Raw genomic sequence first — 23,682 nt, 5'->3', positions numbered from 1 at the left:
CAGTTACAACATGTCGCTCTCGCGGCACTCGGAAGCTGTTTTCAAAGTGCCGCAGGTGTGGCGACTTTGAATTAATGCGCCGCCCACTCGATCTTGGAGATGTCGACGCCGTCTTTGAACATGTCCCACAGCGGCGACAAGGCGCGCAGCTTGGTCACTGCCTCGCAGACTTTCTGCGCGGCGTAGTCAATTTCTTCTTCAGTCGTGAAGCGACCGAAGGTGAAACGGATCGAGCTGTGTGCCAGCTCGTCGTTACGGCCCAGGGCGCGCAGCACGTAGGAAGGTTCCAGGGAAGCCGAGGTGCACGCGGAGCCGGACGAAACCGCCAGGTCCTTGAGCGCCATGATCAGCGACTCGCCCTCTACATAGTTGAAGCTCAGGTTGAGGTTGTGCGGCACACGGGCAGTCATGCTGCCGTTGATGTACAACTCTTCCAGGTGCGCAACCTGCTGATAGAAGCGATCGCTCAAGGCTTTGATGCGAACGTTCTCGGCAGCCATGTCTTCTTTGGCCACACGGAAGGCTTCACCCATACCGACGATCTGGTGCGTCGCCAGCGTACCGGAACGCATGCCACGCTCGTGACCGCCACCGTGCATTTCGGCTTCGATGCGAACACGTGGCTTGCGGCTGACCCACAATGCACCAATACCCTTCGGACCGTAGGTCTTGTGGGCCGAGAACGACATCAGATCAACTTTGAGGTTGGCCAGGTTGATTTCAACCTTGCCAGTAGCCTGTGCTGCATCGACGTGGAAGAGCACACCGCGGGAACGGGTCATCTCGCCGATGGCAGCGATATCGTTGACCGTACCAATTTCGTTGTTGACGTGCATGATCGAGACCAGAACGGTGTCGTCGCGCATCACTGCTTCGATCATGGCCGGCGTGATCAGGCCATCTTCGGTCGGTTCGAGATAGGTGACTTCAAAGCCTTCACGCTCAAGCTGACGCATGGTGTCGAGCACGGCTTTGTGTTCGATTTTGCTGGTAATCAGGTGCTTGCCTTTGGAGGCATAGAAATGCGCAGCGCCTTTGATCGCGAGGTTGTTGGACTCGGTAGCACCGGAAGTCCAGACGATTTCGCGTGGGTCGGCATTGACCAGATCGGCAACCTGACGGCGGGCGTTCTCGACCGCTTCTTCGGCCTTCCAGCCAAACACGTGGGAGCGCGACGCCGGGTTACCGAAGTTGCCATCAACCAGAAGGCAGTCGCTCATTTTCTGCGCAACACGCGGGTCGACCGGGGTCGTCGCGGAATAATCGAGGTAAATTGGCAATTTCATTGAATATCTCCTATCGGGCAGGCGCGCCGCGCGTTCATCTGCGTTCACTCAACGGCGGATGTTTCAATCTTGTCCAGTGGCTGCGTCTTGCTACCGCAACGGCGCAGATCCTGACGTTGGGCGACTTCTTGCACTTCACGGCGAGTGACGAGGTCGGCCAAGCTGATACCGCTTAGAAACTCGTGAATTTGCTGACTGAGGTCACACCACAAGTGGTGGGTCAGACAGGTGTCACCGGCATGGCAATCACCGAGCCCCTGGCAGCGCGTCGCGTCAACCGATTCGTTGACCGCGTCGATCACCTGCGCCACCTGAATGCCCTGCATTTGACGGGCCAGCTGATAACCGCCGCCGGGCCCACGCACGCTGGAGACCAGATTGCCGCGGCGCAGCTTGGCGAACAGTTGCTCGAGGTAGGAAAGGGAAATCCCTTGCCGCTCGGAGATATCGGCCAGGGACACTGGCCCATGCTGCGCATGCAATGCCAGGTCGAGCATGGCAGTGACAGCGTATCGGCCTTTTGTAGTCAGTCGCATGACGTGTACCGCGGAGGTTCGGAATGAGGGCGAGTATGCTATTCCCGAGTATTTAAGTCAACTATAAGACCTAGCGGAACAGTCGGGATTACCCGCAAAAGCGCGGCGGCATCATAGCAAAACACGCCGGGATTGGCACATGCTCGACCTGAGGGCGCGCGCTGACTTATTCCCGGGGCGCATTAACCTCGCAACGCTCTTTCATGCAGTCGAAGACTTCCTGACGCAGCTCGGGCAGCTCTTTTTCGCGATACTCGCCGCCCAGGCTTTTCAATGCCTTGCCCATGTCCTCCACGCGCACGTCCATCGCTTGCAGGTGATCGAGCAACTGGCCGATCGCGCGTGCCACCGGATCAGGCATGTCCTCACCAACGCCATACGCATCGAAGCCGAGCTTTTCGGCGATCGCCTTGCGCTTCGCTTCGGCCTCGTCGTCAGACTTGACGATGATCCGCCCCGGAATGCCCACCACCGTTGCACCCGCCGGCACAGGCTTGGTCACCACCGCGTTGGAGCCGACCTTTGCCCCGGCGCCCACGGTGAACGGTCCGAGCACCTTGGCGCCCGCGCCGACAACCACGCCGGACTCCAAAGTAGGATGGCGCTTGCCCTTGTTCCAGCTGGTGCCGCCCAGGGTCACGCCCTGATAGAGCGTCACGTCATCGCCAATCTCGGCGGTCTCGCCGATCACAATGCCCATGCCGTGATCGATGAAAAAGCGCCGACCGACTTTCGCACCCGGGTGAATCTCTATCCCGGTGAGCCAGCGACCGAAGTTGGAGACCATGCGCGCCGGCCATTTCAGTTCGTTGCGCCACAACCAGCCAGACAGCCGATGCAGCCAGATCGCGTGCATGCCGGGGTAGCAGGTCAGCACTTCAAAGGCATTTCGAGCCGCCGGGTCACGATGAAACACGCTTTGAATGTCTTCCCGCAAACGCTCGAACATTACTGATCCTTCCGCTTATAGGGTTCACCGGTGGCCGCTTTCTGGGTCTCGGTGAGGATGCCGCGCAAGATGCTCATCTCGGATCGATTGACCGCAGAGCGGCCGTACAGACGACGTAACCGCGCCATCAGGTGACGAGGCTTCTCGGGATCAAGGAAGCCAATGGCAACCAGCGTGGACTGGAGATGCTCATAGAATTTTTCCATCTCATCCATGGTCGCCAGCTCGGTACTTCGCACCGAATTGACTTCGAACTTCTCCACCTTACTCGCTTGACCGTCGGCCGCGAGCCAGGCCATGCGGGTTTCGTAACTCAACACCTGCACAGCGGCGGCCAGATTCAACGAGCTGAATTCCGGGTCTGATGGGATGTGTACGTGGTAATGGCAGCGCTGCAACTCTTCATTGGTGAGGCCGGCGTATTCACGACCGAACACCAGTGCGATCTCCTCGCCCAGCGCGGCGTGCTCAACGGTTTTGACGCCCGCTTCACGAGGGTCGAGCAGCGGCCAGGGAATGCGGCGGTCCCGGGCGCTAGTGCCCAACACCAGATTGCAGCCTACCAGCGCATCTTCCAGCGTCGCCACGACCTGCGCACCTTCCAGAATATCGCCCGCGCCAGACGCCCGTGCATCGGCCTCATGGTGGGGAAACATGGCGGGATCAACCAGCACCAGACGTGAAAGGCCCATGTTTTTCATGGCACGTGCGGCGCCACCGATATTTCCGGGATGGCTGGTACCGACCAGGACGACACGAATTTTTTGCAGCACTGGTGAAGTCTCGCTAGCAGGTGAAAAGGGGGACGAATGTTACAGAAGCACTTGCTGCAACGCCACGAACCTTGCGCCTCACGCGCCGGATACGCCACTAAAAGGAGACAGGGCACCCCCGACCTCGTCGCGCCAAGCCGACCGGCCGCGCGGCAAAGTCTGCACTCGCGCTGGAAATCATCCAAGAGAACCAATAGAATGGCCGGCTCTCTTTAACGACCTAGGTGATCCATCCATGCAGCCCATGCTGAATATCGCGCTGCGCGCCGCCCGCAGCGCCAGCGAATTGATTTTCCGCTCCATCGAGCGCCTGGATACCATCAAGGTCGACGAAAAAGACGCGAAAGATTACGTGACCGAAATCGATCGCGCCGCCGAGCAGAGCATCATTACCGCACTGCGCAAGGCGTATCCAACCCACGGCATCCTTGGCGAAGAAAGCGGCCTGCATGAAGGCAGCGGCGAAGGTACCGACTACCTCTGGATCATCGATCCACTCGACGGCACCACCAACTTCGTGCGCGGCGTTCCCCACTTCGCCGTCAGCATCGCGTGCAAATACCGCGGTCGCCTGGAACACGCCGTTGTTCTGGACCCGGTCCGTCAGGAAGAATTCACCGCCAGCCGTGGTCGTGGCGCTGCCCTGAACGGCCGCCGTCTGCGCGTTAGCCCGCGCAAGAGCCTTGAAGGCGCACTGCTCGGCACCGGTTTTCCGTTCCGCGAAAACCAGCTCGATAACCTCGATAACTACATGAACATGTTCCGTTCGCTGGTGGGCCAGACGGCCGGTATCCGTCGCGCCGGCGCCGCAAGCCTGGACCTGGCTTACGTGGCTGCGGGCCGTTTCGACGCGTTCTGGGAATCGGGCCTGTCGGAATGGGACATGGCCGCAGGCGCCCTGCTCATTCAGGAAGCAGGCGGACTGGTCAGCGATTTCAACGGCGGTCACGACTTCCTTGAAAAAGGTCACATCGTTGCTGGCAACACCAAATGCTTCAAAGCAGTGCTGACGTCGATCGCTCCATTTGTGCCGACTTCGCTGAAGCGTTAAGCCCAGCACGCTGTACAAGAGAACCGGCCATGTGCCGGTTTTTTTGTACCCTTGAGTCTCATGACACCGGCAACAAAAAAGCACCCGAAGGTGCTTTTTTGAGGAACGGTTAGTGCTATCACTGGCCCGCTTGGCTCAACTCCAGCTGACCTTCCTTGTTGACAGGGATCTGACTGCCCGGATCGCGATCCATACGCACCTGCCCGACTTTGTCGTTGAGCTTGTACTTCACGTTGTAGCCGACGACTTTATCGCTGATGTCATTGACGGTATTGCAGCGCGACTCGGTGGTGGTGTAAGTGTCGCGGTTCTGCATGCCTTCCTGAACCTTGTTACCGGCGTAACCCCCGCCGACCGCACCGGCGACCGTGGCAATCTTCTTGCCATTACCGCCACCCACCTGGTTGCCGAGCAGGCCACCCGCTACGGCACCGATGACACTCCCCACGATCTGATGCTCGTCCTTCACCGGCGCTCGGTGAGTGACTGCAACGTCTTTGCAGACTTGACGCGGGGTTTTGATTTGTTCTTTAACAGGCTCGACGGCAAGTACGTCTGCGTACTCTGGGCCGCTTTGTTTTACGAGGCTATAGGTGGCCAAAGCACCACCGGCGGTAACACCGACGGCACCCAATACTGCACCAATAAGCAACGACTTGTTCACGTGAACCTCCTGACGATATTCAGCGCGATTGCTCGCGCTACTCCCAGCCTTGGAGCACAAAAAAAGGCGCGAGTTCACCCTCGCGCCTTTTCAGGTGATGGCCGGTTACCATTACTGGTTACGGACGGTCATCCACCTTGTCGACCGTGACCGGTGGCAGCAAGTCTTCGCTGCGCAGGTTCAGCCAGATCAGCACCACGTTGGCGATGTAGATCGACGAGTACGTACCTGCCAGAACACCGATGAACAGTGCCACCGAGAACCCGTGCAGGCTATCGCCGCCAAAGATCCACAGCGCGACGATCGCCAGCAATGTGGAGATCGAGGTGGCCATGGTCCGCAGCAAGGTCTGCGTGGTGGAGATGTTGATATTCTCGATCAGCGAAGCCTTGCGCAGCAGACGGAAGTTCTCGCGAACCCGGTCGAATACCACGATGGTGTCGTTGAGCGAGTAACCAATGATCGCCAATACAGCGGCCAGAACGGTCAGGTCGAAGGTCACCTGGAAGAACGACAGAATGCCCATCGTCACCACCACGTCGTGGATCAGCGAGATGATCGCCCCCACCGCGAACTTCCACTGGAAACGGAAAGCCAGGTAGACGAGAACGCCGCCCAGTGCCAGCAGCATGCCGAGGCCACCCTGGTCGCGTAGCTCTTCACCCACCTGCGGACCGACGAACTCGACGCGTTTGACGGTCACCGGGTTATCGGCGCCTGTCTTGCGCAGCGCTTCAGCAACCTGAGTGCCCAGCTGCGGGTCTTCACCCGGCATACGAACGAGCAGATCGGTGGTCGCACCGAAGCTTTGCACGACCGCTTCGGTATAACCCGACGTAACCAGCTCTTCGCGCACTTTGTGCAGATCGGCAGGGCGCTCGTAGGTCAGCTCGATCAGCGTACCGCCGGTGAAATCCAGACCGAAGTTCAGCCCTTTATAGAACCAGCTGAACAACGCCAGAACGGTAAGAAGCATGGTAATGGCGAACGCAATGTTGCGAACGCCCATGAAGTTGATCGTACGTTTCATGGCAGCCCCTTAAATCCACAACTTCTTGAAGTCACGACCGCCAAAGATCAGGTTGACCATTGCGCGGGTCACCATGATGGCTGTGAACATCGAGGTAAAGATCCCGAGGGACATGGTGACCGCAAAACCCTTCACCGGGCCGGTGCCCATCGCGAAGAGAATGCCGCCGACCAGCAGCGTCGTCAGGTTGGCGTCGAGGATCGCGGTATACGCGCGGTCGAAGCCCTCGTTGATTGCACGCTGAACCGTCATGCCATTGCCGATCTCTTCACGAATCCGCGAGAAGATCAGCACGTTGGCATCGACCGCCATACCCATCGTCAAGACGATACCGGCGATGCCTGGCAGGGTCAGCGTTGCACCCAGCAGCGACATCAGCGCCAGCAGCATGACCATGTTGAAGGCCAGGGCCACGGTCGCGATCAGACCGAAGAAACGGTAGATGGCGAGGATGAACAGCGAGACGAACAGCATGCCCCAGAGGGATGCATCGATACCCTTGGTGATGTTGTCGGCACCCAGGCTCGGGCCGATGGTGCGCTCTTCAGCGAAGTACATGGGTGCAGCCAGACCACCGGCACGCAGCAGCAGCGCCAGCTCGGACGACTCACCTGCGCCGTTCAGGCCGGTGATGCGGAATTGAGCACCCAGCGGCGACTGAATGGTCGCCAGGCTGATGATCTTCTTCTCTTCCTTGAACGTCTGGACCGGCACGTCTTTTTCGACGCCGTTGACCATTTGCTTGGTGTAGGTGGTGGTCGGCTTCTGCTCGATGAAGATCACCGCCATGCTGCGACCGACGTTCGCGCGGGTTGCGCGGCTCATCAGATCGCCACCATGGCCGTCCAGCTTGATGTTCACCTGAGGACGGCCGTGCTCGTCAAAGCCAGCCTTGGCGTCGGTTACCTGGTCACCGGTGATGATCAGACCACGCTCGACCGGCGCCGCAGGACGACCGCCTTCGCGGAATTCGAACATCTCGGTGGTGGCTTTGCTGTCGTCGGGGCCTGCGCCCAGACGGAACTCAAGGTTGGCCGTCTTGCCGAGGATACGCTTGGCTTCGGCGGTGTCCTGAACACCTGGCAGCTCGACCACGATGCGGTTGGCGCCCTGACGCTGAACCAGCGGCTCGGCGACGCCCAGCTCGTTGACCCGGTTACGCACGGTGGTCAGGTTTTGCTTGATCGAGTATTCGCGGATTTCAGCGATCTTGGCTGGCGTCATGGCCAGACGCAGGATCGGCATCTCGCCGCGATCGCTCGTGGTGATATCGAAATCGGTGTAGTCCTTGCGGATCAGCGCACGGGCCTGTTCGCGGGTATCAGCATCGCTGAAGCCCAGCTGGATGGCGCCGTTGTCCTGCGGCAGGCTGCGATAACGCACTTTTTCCTTGCGCAGCAGGCTCTTCACTTCGCCTTCGTAGACATTCAGACGCGCACTAAGCGCTTTGTCCATGTCGACTTCAAGCAGGAAGTGCACGCCACCGGACAGGTCGAGACCCAGCTTCATCGGCGTAGCGCCAATGCTGCGCAGCCATTTTGGCGTGGTCTGAGCCAGGTTGAGCGCGACAACGTAATCGTCGCCCAGCGCCTTGCGTGCGACATCTTTGGCTGGCAGCTGGTCTTCCTGTTTGGTCAGACGCAACAAACCGCCCTTGCCATTCTCGGCCAGAGAAGCGCCCTTGACCGCGATGCCAGCATCGGTAAGCGCCTTGCTTACGCGATCCAGATCAGCCTGATTGACCTGCAGCGCAGTGCTTGCGCCCGTGACTTGGATAGCCGGGTCATCAGGGTAGAGATTGGGTGCGGAATAAATAAAACCGATCACCAGCACTGCCAGGATCAGGATGTATTTCCACAGAGGGTATTTGTTCAACATCACGCCGCCTGCTTATAACGCGGGGCGCCTTGCGCGCCCCGTCGATTGGTAAAAGACTGGAATCAGATGGCTTTCAGAGTGCCCTTGGGCAGGGTGGCAGCGATTGCGCCCTTCTGGATTTTCAGCTCTACGGTGTCGGACACTTCGATAACAACGAAGTCATCAGTCACTTTGTTGATCTTGCCTGCGATACCGCCGGTAGTGACGACTTCATCACCCTTCTGCAAGTTGCCCAGCAAGTTCTTTTGCTCTTTGGCGCGCTTGGCCTGTGGACGCCAGATCATCAGATAGAAGATGACCAGAAAGCCGACCAGGAAAATCCACTCGAAACCGCCGCCCATAGGGCCTGCAGCGGCAGGGGCAGCCGCATCCGCGAAAGCGGAAGAGATGAAAAAGCTCATTTAACACTCCAGTTGCATATTTTAATAATAGGAAGCGAAAGACCGGATGTCGCTCAGTCCAGTAACGGCGTCACAAGCCCGCGTTTGGCATAGAACGTGTCGACAAAGGCGGCCAATGTACCTTGTTGAATAGCCTCGCGCAAACCAGCCATAAGCAGCTGGTAATGGCGCAAATTATGGATCGTATTGAGCATGCTACCCAGCATTTCGCCGCACTTGTCCAGGTGGTGCAGATAGGCGCGGGAGAAGTTTTTGCAGGTGTAGCAATCGCAGGTCGGATCCAGCGGCGACTCATCGTAACGATGAAACGCATTGCGGATTTTCAGAACACCGGTGTCGATGAACAGATGACCGTTGCGCGCATTGCGCGTAGGCATCACGCAGTCGAACATGTCGACGCCGCGGCGGACACCTTCAACCAGGTCCTCGGGCTTGCCTACACCCATAAGGTAACGAGGTTTGTCAGCCGGCATGCGGCCCGGCAGGTAGTCCAAGACCTTGATCATCTCGTCCTTGGGCTCGCCGACCGACAGGCCGCCAATCGCCAGGCCGTCAAAGTCGAGCTCACTCAAGCCTTCGAGCGAGCGCATGCGCAGGTTCTCGTGCATGCCGCCCTGAACGATGCCGAACAGCGCCGCGGTGTTTTCGCCGTGGGCGATCTTGGAGCGCTTGGCCCAGCGCAGCGACAGCTCCATGGAGGTGCGCGCAACTTCTTCGTCCGCAGGATACGGCGTGCATTCGTCAAAGATCATCACGACGTCGGAACCGAGGTCGCGCTGAACCTGCATCGATTCTTCAGGCCCCATGAACACTTTTGCGCCGTCAACTGGAGAGGCGAAGGTCACGCCCTCCTCCTTGATCTTACGCATCGCGCCCAGGCTGAACACCTGAAAACCGCCGGAGTCGGTCAGAATCGGTCCTTTCCACTGCATGAAATCGTGAAGGTCGCCGTGGCCCTTGATGACTTCAGTACCCGGACGCAGCCACAGGTGGAAGGTGTTGCCGAGGATCATCTGAGCGCCGGTGGCCTCGATGTCTCGAGGCAGCATCCCCTTGACCGTGCCGTAGGTGCCGACCGGCATGAACGCAGGCGTTTCGACAACGCCGCGAGGAAAGGTCAGGCGACCGCGACGCGCTTTGCCATCGGTGGCCAGCAGCTCAAAAGACATACGACAGGTGCGACTCATGCGTGATCCTCTGGGGCCGGGTCCGTCGGGGTTGATTCCCCGGGAGCGGTCGGCGCGGGATTGCGGGTGATGAACATGGCATCCCCGTAACTGAAGAAGCGGTAACCGTGCTCCACCGCAGCCGCGTAGGCCGCCATGGTTTCGGGATAACCGGCGAATGCCGAGACCAGCATCAACAGCGTCGATTCCGGCAAATGGAAGTTGGTAACCAGCGCATCGACCACATGAAAAGGTCGGCCCGGGTAGATAAAGATGTCGGTGTCGCCGCTGAAGGGCTTGAGCACGCCATCGCGCGCGGCACTTTCCAGCGAACGCACGCTGGTCGTGCCCACGGCGATCACCCGACCACCGCGTGCGCGGCAGGCTGCCACGGCGTCGACCACGTCCTGAGTGACTTCAAGCCACTCGTTGTGCATGTGGTGATCTTCAATGCGCTCAACGCGCACCGGCTGGAATGTCCCGGCGCCGACATGCAGCGTCACGAATGCTGTCTCGACGCCCTTCTCGGCAATTGCGGCCATCATGGTCTGATCGAAATGCAGACCTGCCGTCGGCGCCGCGACCGCACCGGCGCGCTGGGCGTACACGGTCTGATAACGCTCGCGATCAGCATCGTCGTCCGGGCGGTCTATATAAGGAGGCAACGGCATGTGCCCGACGCGCTCGAGCAGCGGCAGCACCGGCTCGGCAAAACGCAGTTCGAACAACGCATCGTGGCGCGCGACCATTTCGGCCTCGCCACCGCCATCGATGAGAATCGTCGAACCCGGCTTGGGCGACTTGCTGGAGCGCACATGGGCCAGCACACGGTGCTGATCGAGAACGCGCTCAATGAGGATTTCCAGCTTGCCGCCCGAGGCTTTTTGCCCGAACAGCCGCGCCGGAATCACCCGGGTATTGTTGAAGACCATCAGATCGCCAGGGCGCAAATGCTCCAGCAAATCAGTGAATTGGCGGTGTGCCAGCGCGCCGCTTGGCCCGTCGAGGGTCAGCAAACGGCTGCTGCGTCGCTCCGCCAAAGGATGGCGAGCGATCAATGAATCCGGGAGCTCGAAGGTAAAGTCAGCGACACGCATGATGGGGTTCGTCTAGCAGGGCCGGGAAGTTTAGCGGAATAAGTGAAAATTGACCATGAAACATGATTGACCAACGGTAGGCTCGTCTCTATACTTCGCCGCCATTGAGCCCTGATGGCGGAATTGGTAGACGCGGCGGATTCAAAATCCGTTTTCGAAAGAAGTGGGAGTTCGATTCTCCCTCGGGGCACCAAACAGCAGCACCTTCAAGTGGTTACGTGACTTGGAGCACAGAAAAACCGGCCGGATTTGAGCCGGTTTTTTTGTGGGCGGCATTTACTAAACGGTTAAGCATCAGCATCAATCACCCCCGTTCTCAGCACATCGCCAGCCTAAGCTGATCCCCTCAGCAAAAATTCCCAAAACCGAACGGGAATGGCCCTTTGACATTGAATCCCCTGCCCCGCTGTGGTGAAATCCACCGCCTGAAAAATCGGATCCATTGAAGGCTTTTCATCACGGACGAAGACAGGCGATTGCGCCCGGTCCTCACGTCCGTGCGCCTTTCGCAGTCTCACAAGGAGCGTACGCATTGAAGTCTTTTCATCCCGGCAAGCTGACGGTGCTGGCACTGGCAGTTACGCTGAGCAGTTGCGCCACGTTCGATCAGGCCGGCCGTGATTACGGCACGGCGATAGGGTGCGCAGGTGGGGCATTGCTCGGCGCGGGTTTGATCTACGCCGCCACGGGTAATGCTGGCAAAGCTGTCGCAGGCGGTGTGGTCGGCGGTGCAGCGGGTTGCGCAGTGGGCCATGTCTGGCAGAACCGTCAGCAGGAACTGCAGCGCATCGCGCAGGAAGAACACCTGAAAATGCAGATCGACACGCTGCAGGCACAGGCCCCCGCGCAGAATGGCAAACCTGCCGTGATGGCGGACGCGGGCATTGTTGCCCAGGTCGAAGATCAGGGCATGTTTCCCACGGGCAGCGACCAACTGACAGCCGATGGCCTGCGTCAGGTGCGCAAGCTCGCCAACGCGTTCAAGCCGGCGCAAGGCCAGTCCAACGCTCAGCGGCAAGCGGTTTTGGTGGTGGGACATACCGACGCGACCGGCTCCGCAGACTTCAATCAGCAACTGTCCGAGCGTCGTGCGCGCAGTGTCGGCAAAGTCCTGGCGGAGGCCGGTATTTCCGCTCAGAGTCTGTACTTCCAGGGTGTAGGCGCAGCCCGTCCCCTGGCCGATAACACCACCACCGAAGGGCGCGCCCAGAATCGCCGTGTCGAAATCGTCCAACTGGAGTCCACGGCGCTGCTGGAACAACGCGTTAAACAGGAGCGCAGCAACCCGCGCTACCTGGCCCATGGGACGCGCAACCAGCCCACGCCGAAAGCCAAAGTCGCTGCGTCTGCACCTCAAGCTGAGGCGCCGAAAAAATCTACCGAGCAGCCGGTTGCCGCGCTGGCCCCAAACTTCATCGATTTCGGCGGAAGCCCCGCCAGCTCGGATGTCAATCAACTGGCCCGCCTGGTCAAACCCATGGAGTCCACGGGCTTCACGCTGATCAGCAAAGCCAACGCAAGCGTGCCGGTCGCGAGCTGTGAAGCCGATCGCCCACGGGTTGCCGGCGCGGTGAAAAATCTTGCGAGCGGACAAGAACTGGCCGAGCACGAGACCACCGATTACCTGCCGGGTTACAACGGCAGAGTCTGGGCCAACAACGTCAACGGCAATCTGGTGACCATCACGCCAATCGCCGTGCTGCGCAACAACGCAGAGATTGCCAAGCAGCCCCGTATCCAACTGGTTAAAGGCTACGAACAGAACAAGAAAGGCAAAGCGACCACCCTCGCTGCTGTTGCCAACACTTTCGAAGGCCAGGACACCGTGCTCTATCGCGTGTTCATCGACGACGCTCAGGCGCCGGTGAACTGCATGGACATTGTTCTGGACAAGAACGGCGGCAAGGCAGTGGACGGCAAGTTGTTCTATGACAAAACCGGCGAGAGCTACGTCGCTAAATTCGTCCCTATTCGCACCTGAAGTCCGTAACGCTCGAGGAACAACATGGAACAGTTTTCAATGGACGCCCTGACCGCTTTTCTTGTAATGCACCGCGTGGCAGTGGGTTTGATCCTGAGCACGTTGGTGCTTCTGGTCGCCATCAGGATCTGGTGGTCGAAAGTCAGCTACTTCTATATGAACTTGGCGTACGCCCTGCCGCTCGTGGGTCGAATCAGCAGCTTGAGCAGAAAGCCGCCTATCACTGAAGCAGATGGTTGGATGGACAGCGAATCACGCCTGTGTGCCGACTATTACTCGTACTACCGAGGTTTCAACAAAAGCCCGGACTATTATGACAAGTGCCGTGATTACCTGAACAAGGTTCACGAGACCGGTCGACGGGAGAAAGGCTTCTTCATGTGGATGCTGATCATCGGCCTGATCTTCTTCGAAGCCGTTGGTTTTGCCTACGTCCTTGCGCCGTTCATGGTGCAGAACATATCCGCCAATGTCGCTGGCATGCTGGCGTGGTTCACTGCCTTTCTGCTCTCTGTCGCCGCGGTATTCTTTACCGAGATGGCAGGCCGTGAGATGCACCACAGCAGCCTGATTACCAAGATTCGCACTTGGTATGAACAGTCGCGCACGCCGAGAGATCTGGAGGCGGACACCAAAGTCGATATCGACAATACCTACCGCGACGACGACGAACCCAATTACCTTAAAGTGCTTAACCGCACTGACCACAACGCACGGGTCACGCCTAAATACACGTGGACCACGGTCTGCCTGATTTATGTGCTGGCGATTGCGATTGGTGCCTTTGTCATCCGTAACTACAGCCTCAAATCGATGGAAGTTGATTTGGTCAGCAACCCGGATGCCTTCAGCCAGACTCAGTCGGGTAACACCAAACTGCCGGATTCGCCATTCGAGTTGCCGGCTGAAAGCGCGCAGGAAAACCAGACTGCCGATCAGACCTCGGCGCACGACAAAATGGAGGCCATCCGCGCTGCGTCGCTGACGACTTACATTATTCTTTCGGTCATATTCCTGGGCATTCAGGGCGTGGGCATCGTGCTGTCCAATCGATTCTCCTTCGCGGGGAAACAATCGGGGCAAGCGTGGCAATACACGCGTGGGTTCAATAACGCCGAAGAGTTTGCTGCTCACTATCAGAATCTTCGCGAACATGTCGCCCGTGATGCGCAGGCCAAACTGACAGCCTTACAAAGTCGACTGGCCAACCGCATTACCACCTCAGGCCATGAGCGAGAGCATTTGCTCAAAGGATTTGGTCACCGTAACTTCGATACATATGTCACCAAGCGCCACGAAGGTTTCCGCAAGAGCGATGACAGCCGCCTGGAGCAAGACCGTCTCAGCCGGGAGCAACGGAGTGCAGACCAGGCTCACGAGCGTGCGAGGGCAAAATCGGCTGTCACTCAACCGGCGGCGGCCGAGTTGGCAATTGCTACGCCTGCTGCCGCTCCAGAAGCGACCCCGATTGCGCTCAAGCCTACAGTCGCACTCGACCCGGACAATTTCGACGACCTGAATGACTTCGACGATGACGAACTGGCATTTCTTGCCGGCAAGTACGAAGTCACTGTCGAACAGTTGAAGAAAGTCCAGAAGCTGCAACGCATGGCTGCAAAAGCCACTCAAACACGTCAGGAGCAGTGATATGAAACGGCGCGCCTTGCTGGCAAGCACTCTCCTGTTACTGGGCACGCCGTTACTGCACGCGGCTGAGCGTAATGACCTGCCCAGTTGCTATGACTTCGCAAAGCTGTCCGAATACCGACCCGCCTCCTCCGGGCGCGAGCTGATTATCATCGTCGACCAGACGGTTCAGTTGCCAAAGGACCTGAAGGAGTCGACTTACAGTCACGCGCTTCGGTACGTCAAACCAGGCGACAGCGTCCGGCTGTACCAGTTTTCGGCCTACTTGCCCGGCAATTACATGAAGCTGATGTATACCGGACAACTTGAAGACAAGCTGGATGAGAAGAAACGCGACGATATCGGCATGAACAGTCTGCGTCAGCTGGACAACTGCCTGGCCAAACAGGTCGATTTCTTTCGCAAAACATTGGGCCAAAAACTGGTAGAAAGTTTCGCGAAGCCGGGCGAGGACATCGCAAAGAGCGAGATCTTTTTCAGCCTCAAGCAGATAGGCGAAGACATCGCACCGCGGCCTGCACAGGAGAAGGTGGTGTTGCTGGTCTCCGACATGCTGGAAAACAGCGACTTCGGCAGCTTTTACGCCAGCAACCAAATCCGCGCCATTGACCCGGCTGCAGAGTTGAAAAAAGTCGAGCAGAAGAAACTGTTTGCAGACCTGGGCGGCGCCAAAGTCTATGTACTGGGCGCAGGTCTGGTACCTGGGACCGCCAAGAATGGCTATCGATCGGGCAATACGGTGCAGAAGCTGGAGACCTTCTGGAGCGGATATTTGAGCCAGTCCAATGCTCGACTGGTGAGCTTCGGGGCGCCGTCGCTGACAGTTGATTTGCAGTAGGGCGCAGGCTTTCGCGTCTACCAAGACGGGATTTGGCCGGAAAACCGCCAGATACGACGCCGCAAATCTGGCGGCGTCACCACCGGTCGCTTCCCGACTGAAGCCGGTCCCACTGACACAACGCGCGCCTTCGTAGGACTGGCTTTAGCCGGGAAGGCGCCATGTGCCATGCCGCATATCTGGTGGAGTTCATACCACCTCTTTTCAGTGCTACCCGTAACCGCTTCCGCACTTAGCCGTTTTCTCTGTAGGCAACATCCGACAAACGACTCAGAACCCTCTCTACTAGCATCACCCCGCACAGTGAGTATGATCGAACAAGGACGGCACTGAGCCAGTTTTCAACCCTCGGCTGCGCTTAAGGATAAGAGATGCAATCAGTCATTTACCGCGTGGACCTGAGCCCATGCTCGCTGGCCGAGTTCCAGCAGGATGTAGAAAAATACGCGGGCAATATCAGATGTGTCGAGTGCGAGGCAGGCGCTTGGTTTGTCAGCGGATCAACTGGTGGGCTGCGAGAGAGAGCTGCATGTTTCGCAGCGCATCACAAAGAAGGCTGCCAAATCAAAACGGTGGTGCTCGTCGTCGATGGCGAAGAGCCAGGCATTGTCGATGGTGAAGACACTGCGCACATCGTTGTGGATCTCGACAAGCGAAAACCCCAAACCATTCTGACACCGGCCCCACCCGCGACACCCCCCGTGGGATCACCTTGGGGCAGCATCCAAAAGCAATACGCAAACGCGGCCGACTATCCAGTCAATAAGTCGCTGAGACAAATCCTGTCGAAGCTGATGCGTAATCCTGACTATCCCGAAGATGAAACCAACATCAGGATAACCGCCGACAATGGGCGGGTAGTCCTTGAAGGAAGCATTCGCCGCTTGCTGTTCTCCCAATATCAACTTTCAGGTATTGAGCTGGGCTCGGTGCGGCTGTTCTGGGGACAGATCAACAACGTCAACAGAAAGGAGGGTTCAGCCTGGCTCAACTGCGGCGACTATCTCAGTGAGCCAAGTATCCTGATTCGAGATAAGGATCTGGAAGATGAGATGCTTTCGGCATTTAAGCTCAGTGGCCTTAACGATCTCGCAGGTGCACGATTCATCATGGTGGGCCACCTGTCGGGATCTCCTAAAAAGAAAATCCTGAACTTCGGCTTCGCCAAATATATCGCCTTCGTAAAATACCGGATCAAAGACGAGAATTGACTATGGTGACCTGCACACCGCTTGAAGAAGTCCGGCGGCACATCGACCACATTGACCGCGACCTTGTGTCATTGCTCGCCCGTCGTGGGAATCTGGTTAACCAAGCCGCAGCGTTTAAAAAGACGACTGCAGAGGTCAGGGCGCCCTCACGGGTTGAGGACGTAATTGCGAATGTGCGAGCGGTCGCTGAGGAGTGCGGGGCCTCAGCAGAGGTGGTGGAGAAGGTATACCGAGCGATGATTGCAGCGTTTATCGAAGAAGAGTTGTCGGCTCATGCTGCATTGAAAAGCGGTATTGCGCCCTAACTACCCCAGCCGCAATCCCTGCCCCCATCAAAAGTCCTGCGAAGTCAGCCCAGTACGACCTCGTTGATGTCCACATCCCCCGGCTGTTCGATCGCGTAGGGTGCCGCATTCCGCGCCGCCGCCCATGTACCTTTCCGTGTACCGAACGCAGTCAGGACCGGTGCCGAGCAGGGTGAGAATTGTCTACGATCATCTGATCCAGTGTCTGGGATACCCGCAGACCTTCCCCTGACGGCGCGGCGACGGAGGATTCGACTTACAACGACCGAACCGATGACGACCCGCTTCGGTCGAACGCCGTGCAATACCCCCCGAGGCGTGCACGCTGCTGGACGTTTCAGCAGGCACTCATTCACCGAAAACCACCGGCCTTCCATGTTCGAACACATCGACTTCAACTATCTGCTTTCAAACTACGGGTACTGGGCCGTGTTCATCGGCTGCCTGCTGGAGGGGGAAACCATCCTGATCCTCGGCGGGCTGGCGGCACACCAGCATGTCCTGCAATGGCAGCAAGTGCTCATCTACGCCACATTGGGCGGGATGCTCGGCGATCAGATACTGTTCTGGACCGGGCGCTACTTCGGGCCACGCCTGCTGCCTCGCTTGCACCGTCAGCAGGCGACCATCGATCGCGTGTCGGACCTGATCAAGCGCTACCCCACGGCGTCCATTTTCTCGGTCCGTTTTCTCTACGGCATGCGCCTGATCGGGCCTCTGGTGATCGGCGCGAGTCGCTTGTCGCCCATCCGCTTCGCGATCATCAACCTGATCGGCGCGGCGGTCTGGGCGAGTCTGTTCCTGGCTGCGGGTTACTGGGCGGGCGGCTTCCTGGAGAACATGCTCGGCAACCTGAAACCTTATAAAATGCCGATCTTCCTGGGCGTGGTCGTGGTGGGCGCGGCCGTAGCGCTGTATCGCCATCGTCGCGCGAAAACCCGGCCTGCACGCCAAGCAGCCAAGCAGGCGAAAGACGTCCCGCCCTCCTCCGCTGGATAACGCTTCCCATCTGCGGCGACCGCCTCTATAACGGCAGACAGGCATTAGACGCAGAGGGATCGACTCGATGAACACACGCATCACCGCCGGTTTGCTGTTGAGCATGGTCAGCATCGCACAGGCTCAGGCCGCTGAGACGCCGTCGCGCCTGGACACCGTCATGCAGAAGGGTCAACTGGCCGTTTGCACGACTGGGGATTACAAGCCGTACACCTTTCTCAAGCCTGACGGCCAGTACGAAGGCATCGACATCGAGCTGGCTCAGTCGCTGGCGCAGAGCCTGGGCGTGAAGATCGAGTGGGTCCCGACCACTTGGAAAACCCTGATGCCCGACTTCACGGCCGGCAAATGCGACATCGCCATCGGTGGCATCTCGGTCACCCTGGAGCGACAGAAAAAGGCGGCGTTCAGCAGCACGCTGGACATCGACGGCAAGGTCCCGCTGGTGCGCTGCGAAGACGAGTCCAAGTACCAGACCCTCGAGCAGATCAATCAGCCCGGCGTTCGCTTGATCGAACCTCAGGGTGGCACCAACGAAGCCTTCGCCCACGCTTATTTACCCAAGGCCAGCCTGGCCTTCCACGACAACAAAACCATTTTCCAGAAGTTGCTCGACAAGCAGGCCGACGTGATGATCACCGACGCGTCCGAAGCGCTGTACCAACAGAAACGCATGCCCGGCTTGTGCACGGTCAATCCGTCGCACTACATGCAATACGGCGAAAAGGCCTACCTGCTGCCCCGGGATGATGTGGCCTGGAAGGCCTATGTCGATCAATGGCTGCATCTTTCAAAAGCCACCGGCGCTTACAAGAAAGTGGTCGGCGAATGGCTGGCGATGCCCAACGAGTGACCATGCGCATGCCCGCAAGACTTCGGCACAGGACCCCGCCGTATCCATGAAAACCAACAGAACCATTACTCGCGCGTTTTGCGTCGAGCTGCAGCAAGAGCTTTCCATCGTAGCGGCGCGACGTGAGTACTTTTCTCAAGAGCCGCCTCGGGCGCGCTTCAGCTTTTTGTGCTCGTCCGAGCCGTGCCGTGCCCTGGGTGTCAAAATCACCGGGGTTCGCTATGACGTGAAGCCCCAGGAGCACCCGACCTTCGTCGCCGCGCACTACCGGGCCAACCCGAACTACGAACATCATGCCGATTGCGAATGGGTGGATGAAGCCGTCGAAACGCCGGTTGTGCAGGAAGCCGAAACTGAGGCCGAAAGCGAGCTGCGCAAGGTCAAGCGCAAGCTGGATGACTACATAGATGTCTTCGATCCGACCCCGAAGGAACGCGCAAAACCCACACCGCCGACAGATAAGCCTGACGCCGATCCGCTCGAGAGGCCCGAAGACGCCACGCCTCCCGCCGACGCGCTCAAGGCCAGACAGGACAAGCAGAACCGCACCAGCAATCTGGAGCGTTTGGTCGACAGCTTTCGTCAGGCCCAAGCCTCGTTGACCAAGGAAGAGCTTGCACTGCTGACCCTGCGCATTCCGGGTCAGGGTGAAGTGTCGTTGCGCGCCTATTTTCGCCATATCAAATTCGCTCAGCTCAATGACGAGCGCCGGGTGCTGTATGGCGGCGGGCTGGTCGAGCGCTACGGGACAGGCTTCAAATTCAAGTTCTTCGATCGCCTGCAAGGCAAGTTGGTGACCTTGTACGTGTCACCCGCGCAGATGCAGGCCTACCGCTCAAGCCGCTACCTCAGCGAGCTGCTGAGCCACGCCGATGAGGTGCGCTTCTTCACGGTCTTTGCCTTGGGCACACTGGTCGCCAGCCCTTCCGGGAAAAGCGTCAGTGTGGAGATCGAAGACTTGCGCCATCTGGCCATCGTGCTTGGGCCGGCCAAGGACGCCGAGGAGGCCTCTGCGAAAGGGCCAACCAGCTAAACCAGAGACCTTATTCGGCTCGAAAAAAACCCGGTTTCTCTCGCGAGCGACCGGGTTTTTTTACGTTTCATTCAAGAGACTAAGGCGCTGCGTATGTCACCAACAGTTCCTTAGTTACCTGAAAATCCAGCGACATGGCCACGCTCAAGGCAGTGATCGTGAAGATGGAGAACACGAACAGCTTACGTGCCCAAACCGTGTCGTCTTTGGCTTTGTAGCCGGTCCAGGCCATGTACAACCAGTACATGCCCATCGCCGCTGCAACGGCCAGATAATTGAGCCCGGCGTAACCGCCGAAGGTCAGCATCAAGGTCGCCAGCAGGAAAGCCAGGATGTAGATCAGGATGTGCCGCTTGGCGACCCGGATACCACGCTTGACCGGCAAGACCGGAATCGAGGCAGCCCGATAGTCATTGAAGCGGAAAATCGCGATGGCGTACGAGTGAGGCATCTGCCACAAGCTGAACATCACCAGCAAGGTCAACGCCGCGAGGTCGAAGGTGTTGCTGACCGCGACGTAACCGATCACCGGCGGCATCGCACCCGACAGGCTACCTACCAACGTGCCATGAACCGACCTGCGCTTCAGGTACAGGCTGTAGAAGCCGACGTAGATCACGAAGCCGATCACGGCAAACAGCGCCGCCAGTGCGTTGGCCTTGGTGTACAGCAGGCCGACGCCGACGACGCCGAGTACGGTGGCATAGATCAGTGCCAGTTGCACTGACACCAACCCTTGCACCAGCACCCGATTCTTGGTGCGCTCCATCTTCACATCGATATCGCGATCGATGCAGTTGTTGAAAACGCAGCCAGAAGCCACCACCAGTGAAGTCCCGATCACCGCTGCCAGGAACAAGCCGATGTCGACATGTCCCTTGGACGCCAGAAAAAAGCCACCTGCCACCGAAAGCACGTTACCGAAAATGATCCCCGGTTTGGTGATTTGGATAAAGTGCTTCAGTGACATCAGGTTTTCCTCACTTCGCCATCATGGCGGTGTGAATGCTGAACATGATCCAGGTGCTCAAGCCAACGAGCAGCACGATCACAAGGCCAGCGAAGGCAAACGCGATGACGTTGTTGCGCTGTGCTGCGGAGCGGTCAAGGTGCAGGAAGTACACCAGGTGAACGATAACCTGCACGACTGCGAAGATCAGAACGACCCACAGCGTGGCCACTTTCGAAATCGTCGGGAACATCACCAGACCGAAAGGAATCGCGGTCAGGATGATCGACAGTACGAAACCGACCATGTACGACTTGAAGCTGCCGTGGGCGGCAGGTTCATGGCTGGCAGCGTCATTGGAGTGATGTGAATTCGCCATTTAAATGGTCCCCATCAGATAGACAACGGTGAACACGCAGATCCAGACAACGTCCAGGAAGTGCCAGAACAGGCTGAGCATGCTCAGGCGAGTCTGGTTGGTCCCGGTCAGACCGTGCTTGGAGACCTGATACATCATGATCGCCATCCAGATCAGGCCGCTGGTCACGTGCAGACCGTGGGTGCCGACCAGCGTGAAGAACGCCGACAGGAAACCGCTGCGGTTAGGACCGTAGCCTTCGGAGATCAGCAGGTGGAACTCGTTGATCTCCATGCCGATGAAGCCCAGGCCGAACAGGAAGGTCACGAACAACCAGCCCAGAACGCCCGACTTGTTGCCCTTGTGCATCGCCAGCATGGCGAAGCCGTAGGTGATCGAGCTGAGCAACAGGCAGGCGGTTTCGCCAAGCACGTATGGCAGCTCGAAGATATCGTGGCCCGCAGGGCCACCCGCTACGTTGTTAACCAGTACCGCGTAAATGGCGAAGATCGACGCAAACAGAATGCAGTCGGTCATCAGGTAGATCCAGAAACCGTAGATCTTCATCTCGCCGGCGTCATGGTGACCATGGTCGTGCTCGTGGTCATGACCGTGGTCGTGACCCTTCGCACCATCTAATACTAAGTTCGACATTGTTTATGCCTGCTCCAGCTTGTTGACAGGAGTGTTTGTCTGACCGTTGCGGACCCGCGCCAGGATCGCATGCTGTTCGCCTTCGATGCGTGCCACTTCGGATGCAGGAACCATGTAGCCCTGATCGTCACGTGCAGCGTGAATCACGAAGTACACGATGGTACCGATCAAGCTGACGGCAGCCAGCCAGAAGATGTGCCAGATCATCGCGAAACCGAAGACGGTCAGCAGGAGGCCCATCACCATGCCCGTCGCCGTGTTGTTCGGCATGTGGATGTCGGAGTACTTGGCCGGAACCTTGTACGCCTCGCCATCACGCTTGGCGGCGTAGAACGGATCGATCTCGTTGGCTTTCGGCATTTCTGCAAAGTTGTAGAAAGGCGGTGGCGACGAAGTGGACCATTCCAGGGTGTGGCCATTCCATGGGTCACCGGTCAGGTCGCGGTTCTGCTCGCGATCACGGATAGACACGTAGATCTGGATCAGCTGGCAGGCGATACCGACGGCAATCAGTGCAGCGCCCACGAACGCGACGTGCAGGTACGGCGTCCAGTCCGGGTTGTCAGTGGTGTTCAGACGACGGGTCATGCCCATGAAGCCCAGTGCGTACAGCGGCATGAAGGCGACGTAGAAACCAGAGATCCAGAACCAGAACGCTGCCTTGCCCCACTTCTCGTTCAGCTTGAAGCCGAACGCTTTAGGGAACCAGAACGCGAAGCCGGCGATGTAACCGAACACAGCACCACCGATGATCACGTTATGGAAGTGCGCGATCACGAACAGGCTGTTGTGCAGAACGAAGTCGGCACCCGGGATAGCCAGCAGTACGCCGGTCATACCACCGATGGAGAAGGTCACCATGAAGCCCAGGGTCCACATGACTGGCGCGGTGAAGCGCAGACGGCCCTGGTAAATCGTAAACAGCCAGTTGAACAGCTTCACACCCGTCGGGATGGAAATCAGCATCGTCGCCAGACCGAAGAAGGCGTTGACGCTTGCACCCGAACCCATGGTGAAGAAGTGGTGCAGCCAGACCATGAAGCCCAGAATCGAGATCGCACCGGAGGCGTAGATCATCGAGTGGTGGCCGAACAGACGCTTGCCGGTGAAGGTCGAGATGACTTCGGAGAAGACCCCGAACGCCGGCAGAATCAGGATGTAGACCTCAGGGTGACCCCACGCCCAGAACAGGTTCACGTACATCATCGGGTTACCACCCAACTCGTTCGTGAAGATGTGGAAGTCCAGGTAACGGTCGAGGGTCAGGAACGCCAGGGTGCCGGTCAGGATCGGGAACGAAGCCACGATCAGGACGTTGGCCCAGGTGCAGGTCCAGGTGAAGATCGGCATGTCCATCAGTTTCATGCCAGGGGTGCGCATCTTCAGAACGGTGACCAGGAAGTTAACCCCGGTTAACGTCGTCCCCAGTCCTGAGAGCTGCAGTGCCCAGATGTAGTAATCCACACCCACACCCGGGCTATAGCCGAGTTCGGAAAGCGGTGGATAGGCAACCCAGCCAGTGCGTGCGAACTCGCCGACGCCCAGAGACACGTTCACCAGAATCACGCCGGAGATCAGCAGATAGAGGCTCAAGGAGTTCAGGAACGGGAAGGCAACGTCGCGAGCGCCGATCTGCAGAGGCACGACGATGTTCATCAGGCCGGTGAAGAAAGGCATCGCCATGAAGATGATCATGATCACACCGTGAGCGGTGAAGATCTGGTCATAGTGCTCAGGCGGCAGGTAGCCGGGCGAGCCTTCAGTGGCCATGGCCAATTGCGAACGCATCAGTACGGCGTCGGCAAAGCCGCGCAGCAGCATGACCATTGCAATGATGATGTACATGACACCGATTTTCTTGTGGTCGACGGACGTCAGCCACTCGGTGTAGAGGTAAGTCCATTTCTTGAAGTACGTGATCAGGCCCAACAACGCCGCGCCACCGATCGCGATCATGGCGACCGTGATCATGACTATCGGCTCGTGGAACGGAATCGCGTCCAGACTTAATTTACCAAACATT

The 23,682-nt window shown here is 58.4% G+C and carries 23 protein-coding genes and 1 tRNA gene; 10 read left to right on the top strand and 14 right to left on the bottom strand.

Translation table 11 applies throughout. The features are described from left to right. Positions 1-71 precede the first annotated feature (71 nt). From QWI18_RS11385 to trmJ, 4 genes are all read right to left on the bottom strand, one after another. A complete protein-coding gene (locus tag QWI18_RS11385) occupies positions 72-1,286 on the bottom strand; it encodes an IscS subfamily cysteine desulfurase (protein ID WP_065990024.1) in 1,215 nt (404 codons plus the stop codon). Between the two features lie 44 nt (positions 1,287-1,330). Next, positions 1,331-1,822 (bottom strand): Fe-S cluster assembly transcriptional regulator IscR, encoded by a 492-nt coding sequence (iscR, locus tag QWI18_RS11380; protein WP_065990026.1) that lies wholly within the window; start codon positions 1,820-1,822, stop codon positions 1,331-1,333. A 166-nt stretch (positions 1,823-1,988) separates the two neighbouring features. Continuing rightward, positions 1,989-2,771 (bottom strand): serine O-acetyltransferase, encoded by a 783-nt coding sequence (cysE, locus tag QWI18_RS11375; protein ID WP_192132323.1) that lies wholly within the window; start codon positions 2,769-2,771, stop codon positions 1,989-1,991. Further along, complete coding sequence (trmJ, locus tag QWI18_RS11370; protein ID WP_065990030.1) at positions 2,771-3,544, bottom strand: tRNA (cytosine(32)/uridine(32)-2'-O)-methyltransferase TrmJ; 774 nt, start codon at positions 3,542-3,544, stop codon at positions 2,771-2,773. Before trmJ ends, cysE begins: the two co-directional genes overlap by 1 nt. Positions 3,545-3,779: 235 nt before the next feature. Between trmJ and suhB the strand changes: the two genes are divergently transcribed. Further along, the gene (suhB, locus tag QWI18_RS11365) at positions 3,780-4,595 is read left to right on the top strand and encodes an inositol-phosphate phosphatase (RefSeq protein ID WP_065990032.1); all 816 of its coding nucleotides are present in this window, start codon (positions 3,780-3,782) and stop codon (positions 4,593-4,595) included. A gap of 118 nt (positions 4,596-4,713) precedes the next feature. Here the strand turns inward: suhB and QWI18_RS11360 are convergent, their stop codons facing one another. From QWI18_RS11360 to queA, 6 genes are all read right to left on the bottom strand, one after another. Next, complete coding sequence (locus tag QWI18_RS11360) at positions 4,714-5,259, bottom strand: glycine zipper 2TM domain-containing protein (RefSeq protein WP_065990034.1); 546 nt, start codon at positions 5,257-5,259, stop codon at positions 4,714-4,716. A gap of 118 nt (positions 5,260-5,377) precedes the next feature. Then, positions 5,378-6,289 (bottom strand): protein translocase subunit SecF, encoded by a 912-nt coding sequence (gene secF, locus QWI18_RS11355; RefSeq protein ID WP_296308330.1) that lies wholly within the window; start codon positions 6,287-6,289, stop codon positions 5,378-5,380. Positions 6,290-6,298: 9 nt separating this feature from the next. Continuing rightward, a complete protein-coding gene (gene secD, locus QWI18_RS11350; RefSeq protein ID WP_369318863.1) occupies positions 6,299-8,167 on the bottom strand; it encodes a protein translocase subunit SecD in 1,869 nt (622 codons plus the stop codon). A gap of 62 nt (positions 8,168-8,229) precedes the next feature. Further along, on the bottom strand, positions 8,230-8,568 hold the full coding sequence (yajC, locus tag QWI18_RS11345; RefSeq protein WP_037012510.1) for a preprotein translocase subunit YajC: 339 nt from the start codon (positions 8,566-8,568) through the stop codon (positions 8,230-8,232). Between the two features lie 53 nt (positions 8,569-8,621). After that, entirely contained in the window at positions 8,622-9,737 is a 1,116-nt protein-coding gene (tgt, locus tag QWI18_RS11340) for a tRNA guanosine(34) transglycosylase Tgt (RefSeq protein WP_167355804.1), read from the bottom strand. A 14-nt stretch (positions 9,738-9,751) separates the two neighbouring features. Then, a complete protein-coding gene (gene queA / locus QWI18_RS11335) occupies positions 9,752-10,831 on the bottom strand; it encodes a tRNA preQ1(34) S-adenosylmethionine ribosyltransferase-isomerase QueA (protein ID WP_369318862.1) in 1,080 nt (359 codons plus the stop codon). Positions 10,832-10,939: 108 nt separating this feature from the next. On the opposite strand from queA, the gene QWI18_RS11330 reads away from it, so the two are divergent. The 9 genes from QWI18_RS11330 (at position 10,940) to QWI18_RS11290 (ending at position 19,698) form a co-directional block, all read left to right on the top strand. Continuing rightward, positions 10,940-11,024 (top strand) — tRNA-Leu (locus QWI18_RS11330). Between the two features lie 339 nt (positions 11,025-11,363). Then, a complete protein-coding gene (locus QWI18_RS11325) occupies positions 11,364-12,812 on the top strand; it encodes an OmpA family protein (protein ID WP_369318861.1) in 1,449 nt (482 codons plus the stop codon). Positions 12,813-12,836: 24 nt separating this feature from the next. Further along, a complete protein-coding gene (locus QWI18_RS11320) occupies positions 12,837-14,459 on the top strand; it encodes a hypothetical protein (RefSeq protein ID WP_369318860.1) in 1,623 nt (540 codons plus the stop codon). A gap of 1 nt (position 14,460) precedes the next feature. Then, positions 14,461-15,297, top strand: coding sequence for a hypothetical protein (locus QWI18_RS11315; protein ID WP_369318859.1), 837 nt, complete (start codon positions 14,461-14,463; stop codon positions 15,295-15,297). A gap of 371 nt (positions 15,298-15,668) precedes the next feature. Beyond that, positions 15,669-16,508, top strand: coding sequence for a hypothetical protein (locus QWI18_RS11310; RefSeq protein ID WP_369318858.1), 840 nt, complete (start codon positions 15,669-15,671; stop codon positions 16,506-16,508). A 2-nt stretch (positions 16,509-16,510) separates the two neighbouring features. After that, positions 16,511-16,813 carry a chorismate mutase gene (locus tag QWI18_RS11305; protein ID WP_369318888.1) on the top strand — a complete coding sequence of 101 codons (303 nt, stop codon included), beginning with the start codon at positions 16,511-16,513 and terminating at the stop codon, positions 16,811-16,813. A 375-nt stretch (positions 16,814-17,188) separates the two neighbouring features. Beyond that, complete coding sequence (locus QWI18_RS11300) at positions 17,189-17,812, top strand: DedA family protein (RefSeq protein WP_065990051.1); 624 nt, start codon at positions 17,189-17,191, stop codon at positions 17,810-17,812. Between the two features lie 67 nt (positions 17,813-17,879). Continuing rightward, positions 17,880-18,665 (top strand): transporter substrate-binding domain-containing protein, encoded by a 786-nt coding sequence (locus QWI18_RS11295; RefSeq protein ID WP_369318857.1) that lies wholly within the window; start codon positions 17,880-17,882, stop codon positions 18,663-18,665. A 46-nt stretch (positions 18,666-18,711) separates the two neighbouring features. After that, positions 18,712-19,698, top strand: coding sequence for an ATPase (locus QWI18_RS11290; RefSeq protein ID WP_192132342.1), 987 nt, complete (start codon positions 18,712-18,714; stop codon positions 19,696-19,698). Between the two features lie 79 nt (positions 19,699-19,777). Here QWI18_RS11290 and cyoE read toward each other — a convergent pair whose 3' ends face one another. From cyoE to cyoB, 4 genes are read right to left on the bottom strand one after another with little or no spacing between them, the layout of a single operon-like run. Continuing rightward, a complete protein-coding gene (gene cyoE / locus QWI18_RS11285; RefSeq protein WP_192132344.1) occupies positions 19,778-20,668 on the bottom strand; it encodes a heme o synthase in 891 nt (296 codons plus the stop codon). 10 nt (positions 20,669-20,678) lie between these two features. Next, positions 20,679-21,026: a cytochrome o ubiquinol oxidase subunit IV gene (gene cyoD / locus QWI18_RS11280; RefSeq protein ID WP_065990055.1), complete on the bottom strand. Its 348-nt coding sequence runs from the start codon at positions 21,024-21,026 to the stop codon at positions 20,679-20,681. Continuing rightward, positions 21,027-21,659, bottom strand: a complete 633-nt coding sequence (locus tag QWI18_RS11275) for a cytochrome o ubiquinol oxidase subunit III (RefSeq protein WP_192132347.1) — start codon at positions 21,657-21,659, stop codon at positions 21,027-21,029. Positions 21,660-21,662: 3 nt separating this feature from the next. Then, on the bottom strand, positions 21,663-23,681 hold the full coding sequence (gene cyoB, locus QWI18_RS11270; RefSeq protein WP_065990059.1) for a cytochrome o ubiquinol oxidase subunit I: 2,019 nt from the start codon (positions 23,679-23,681) through the stop codon (positions 21,663-21,665). Position 23,682 lies beyond the last annotated feature (1 nt).

The sequence above is a fragment of the Pseudomonas sp. W2Oct36 genome, assembly GCF_041060465.1.
GTDB classification, from domain to species: domain Bacteria; phylum Pseudomonadota; class Gammaproteobacteria; order Pseudomonadales; family Pseudomonadaceae; genus Aquipseudomonas; species Aquipseudomonas graminis_B.
Note: the sequence above shows the minus strand (reverse complement) of the source record. Positions and strands in the feature narration are given on the sequence as shown.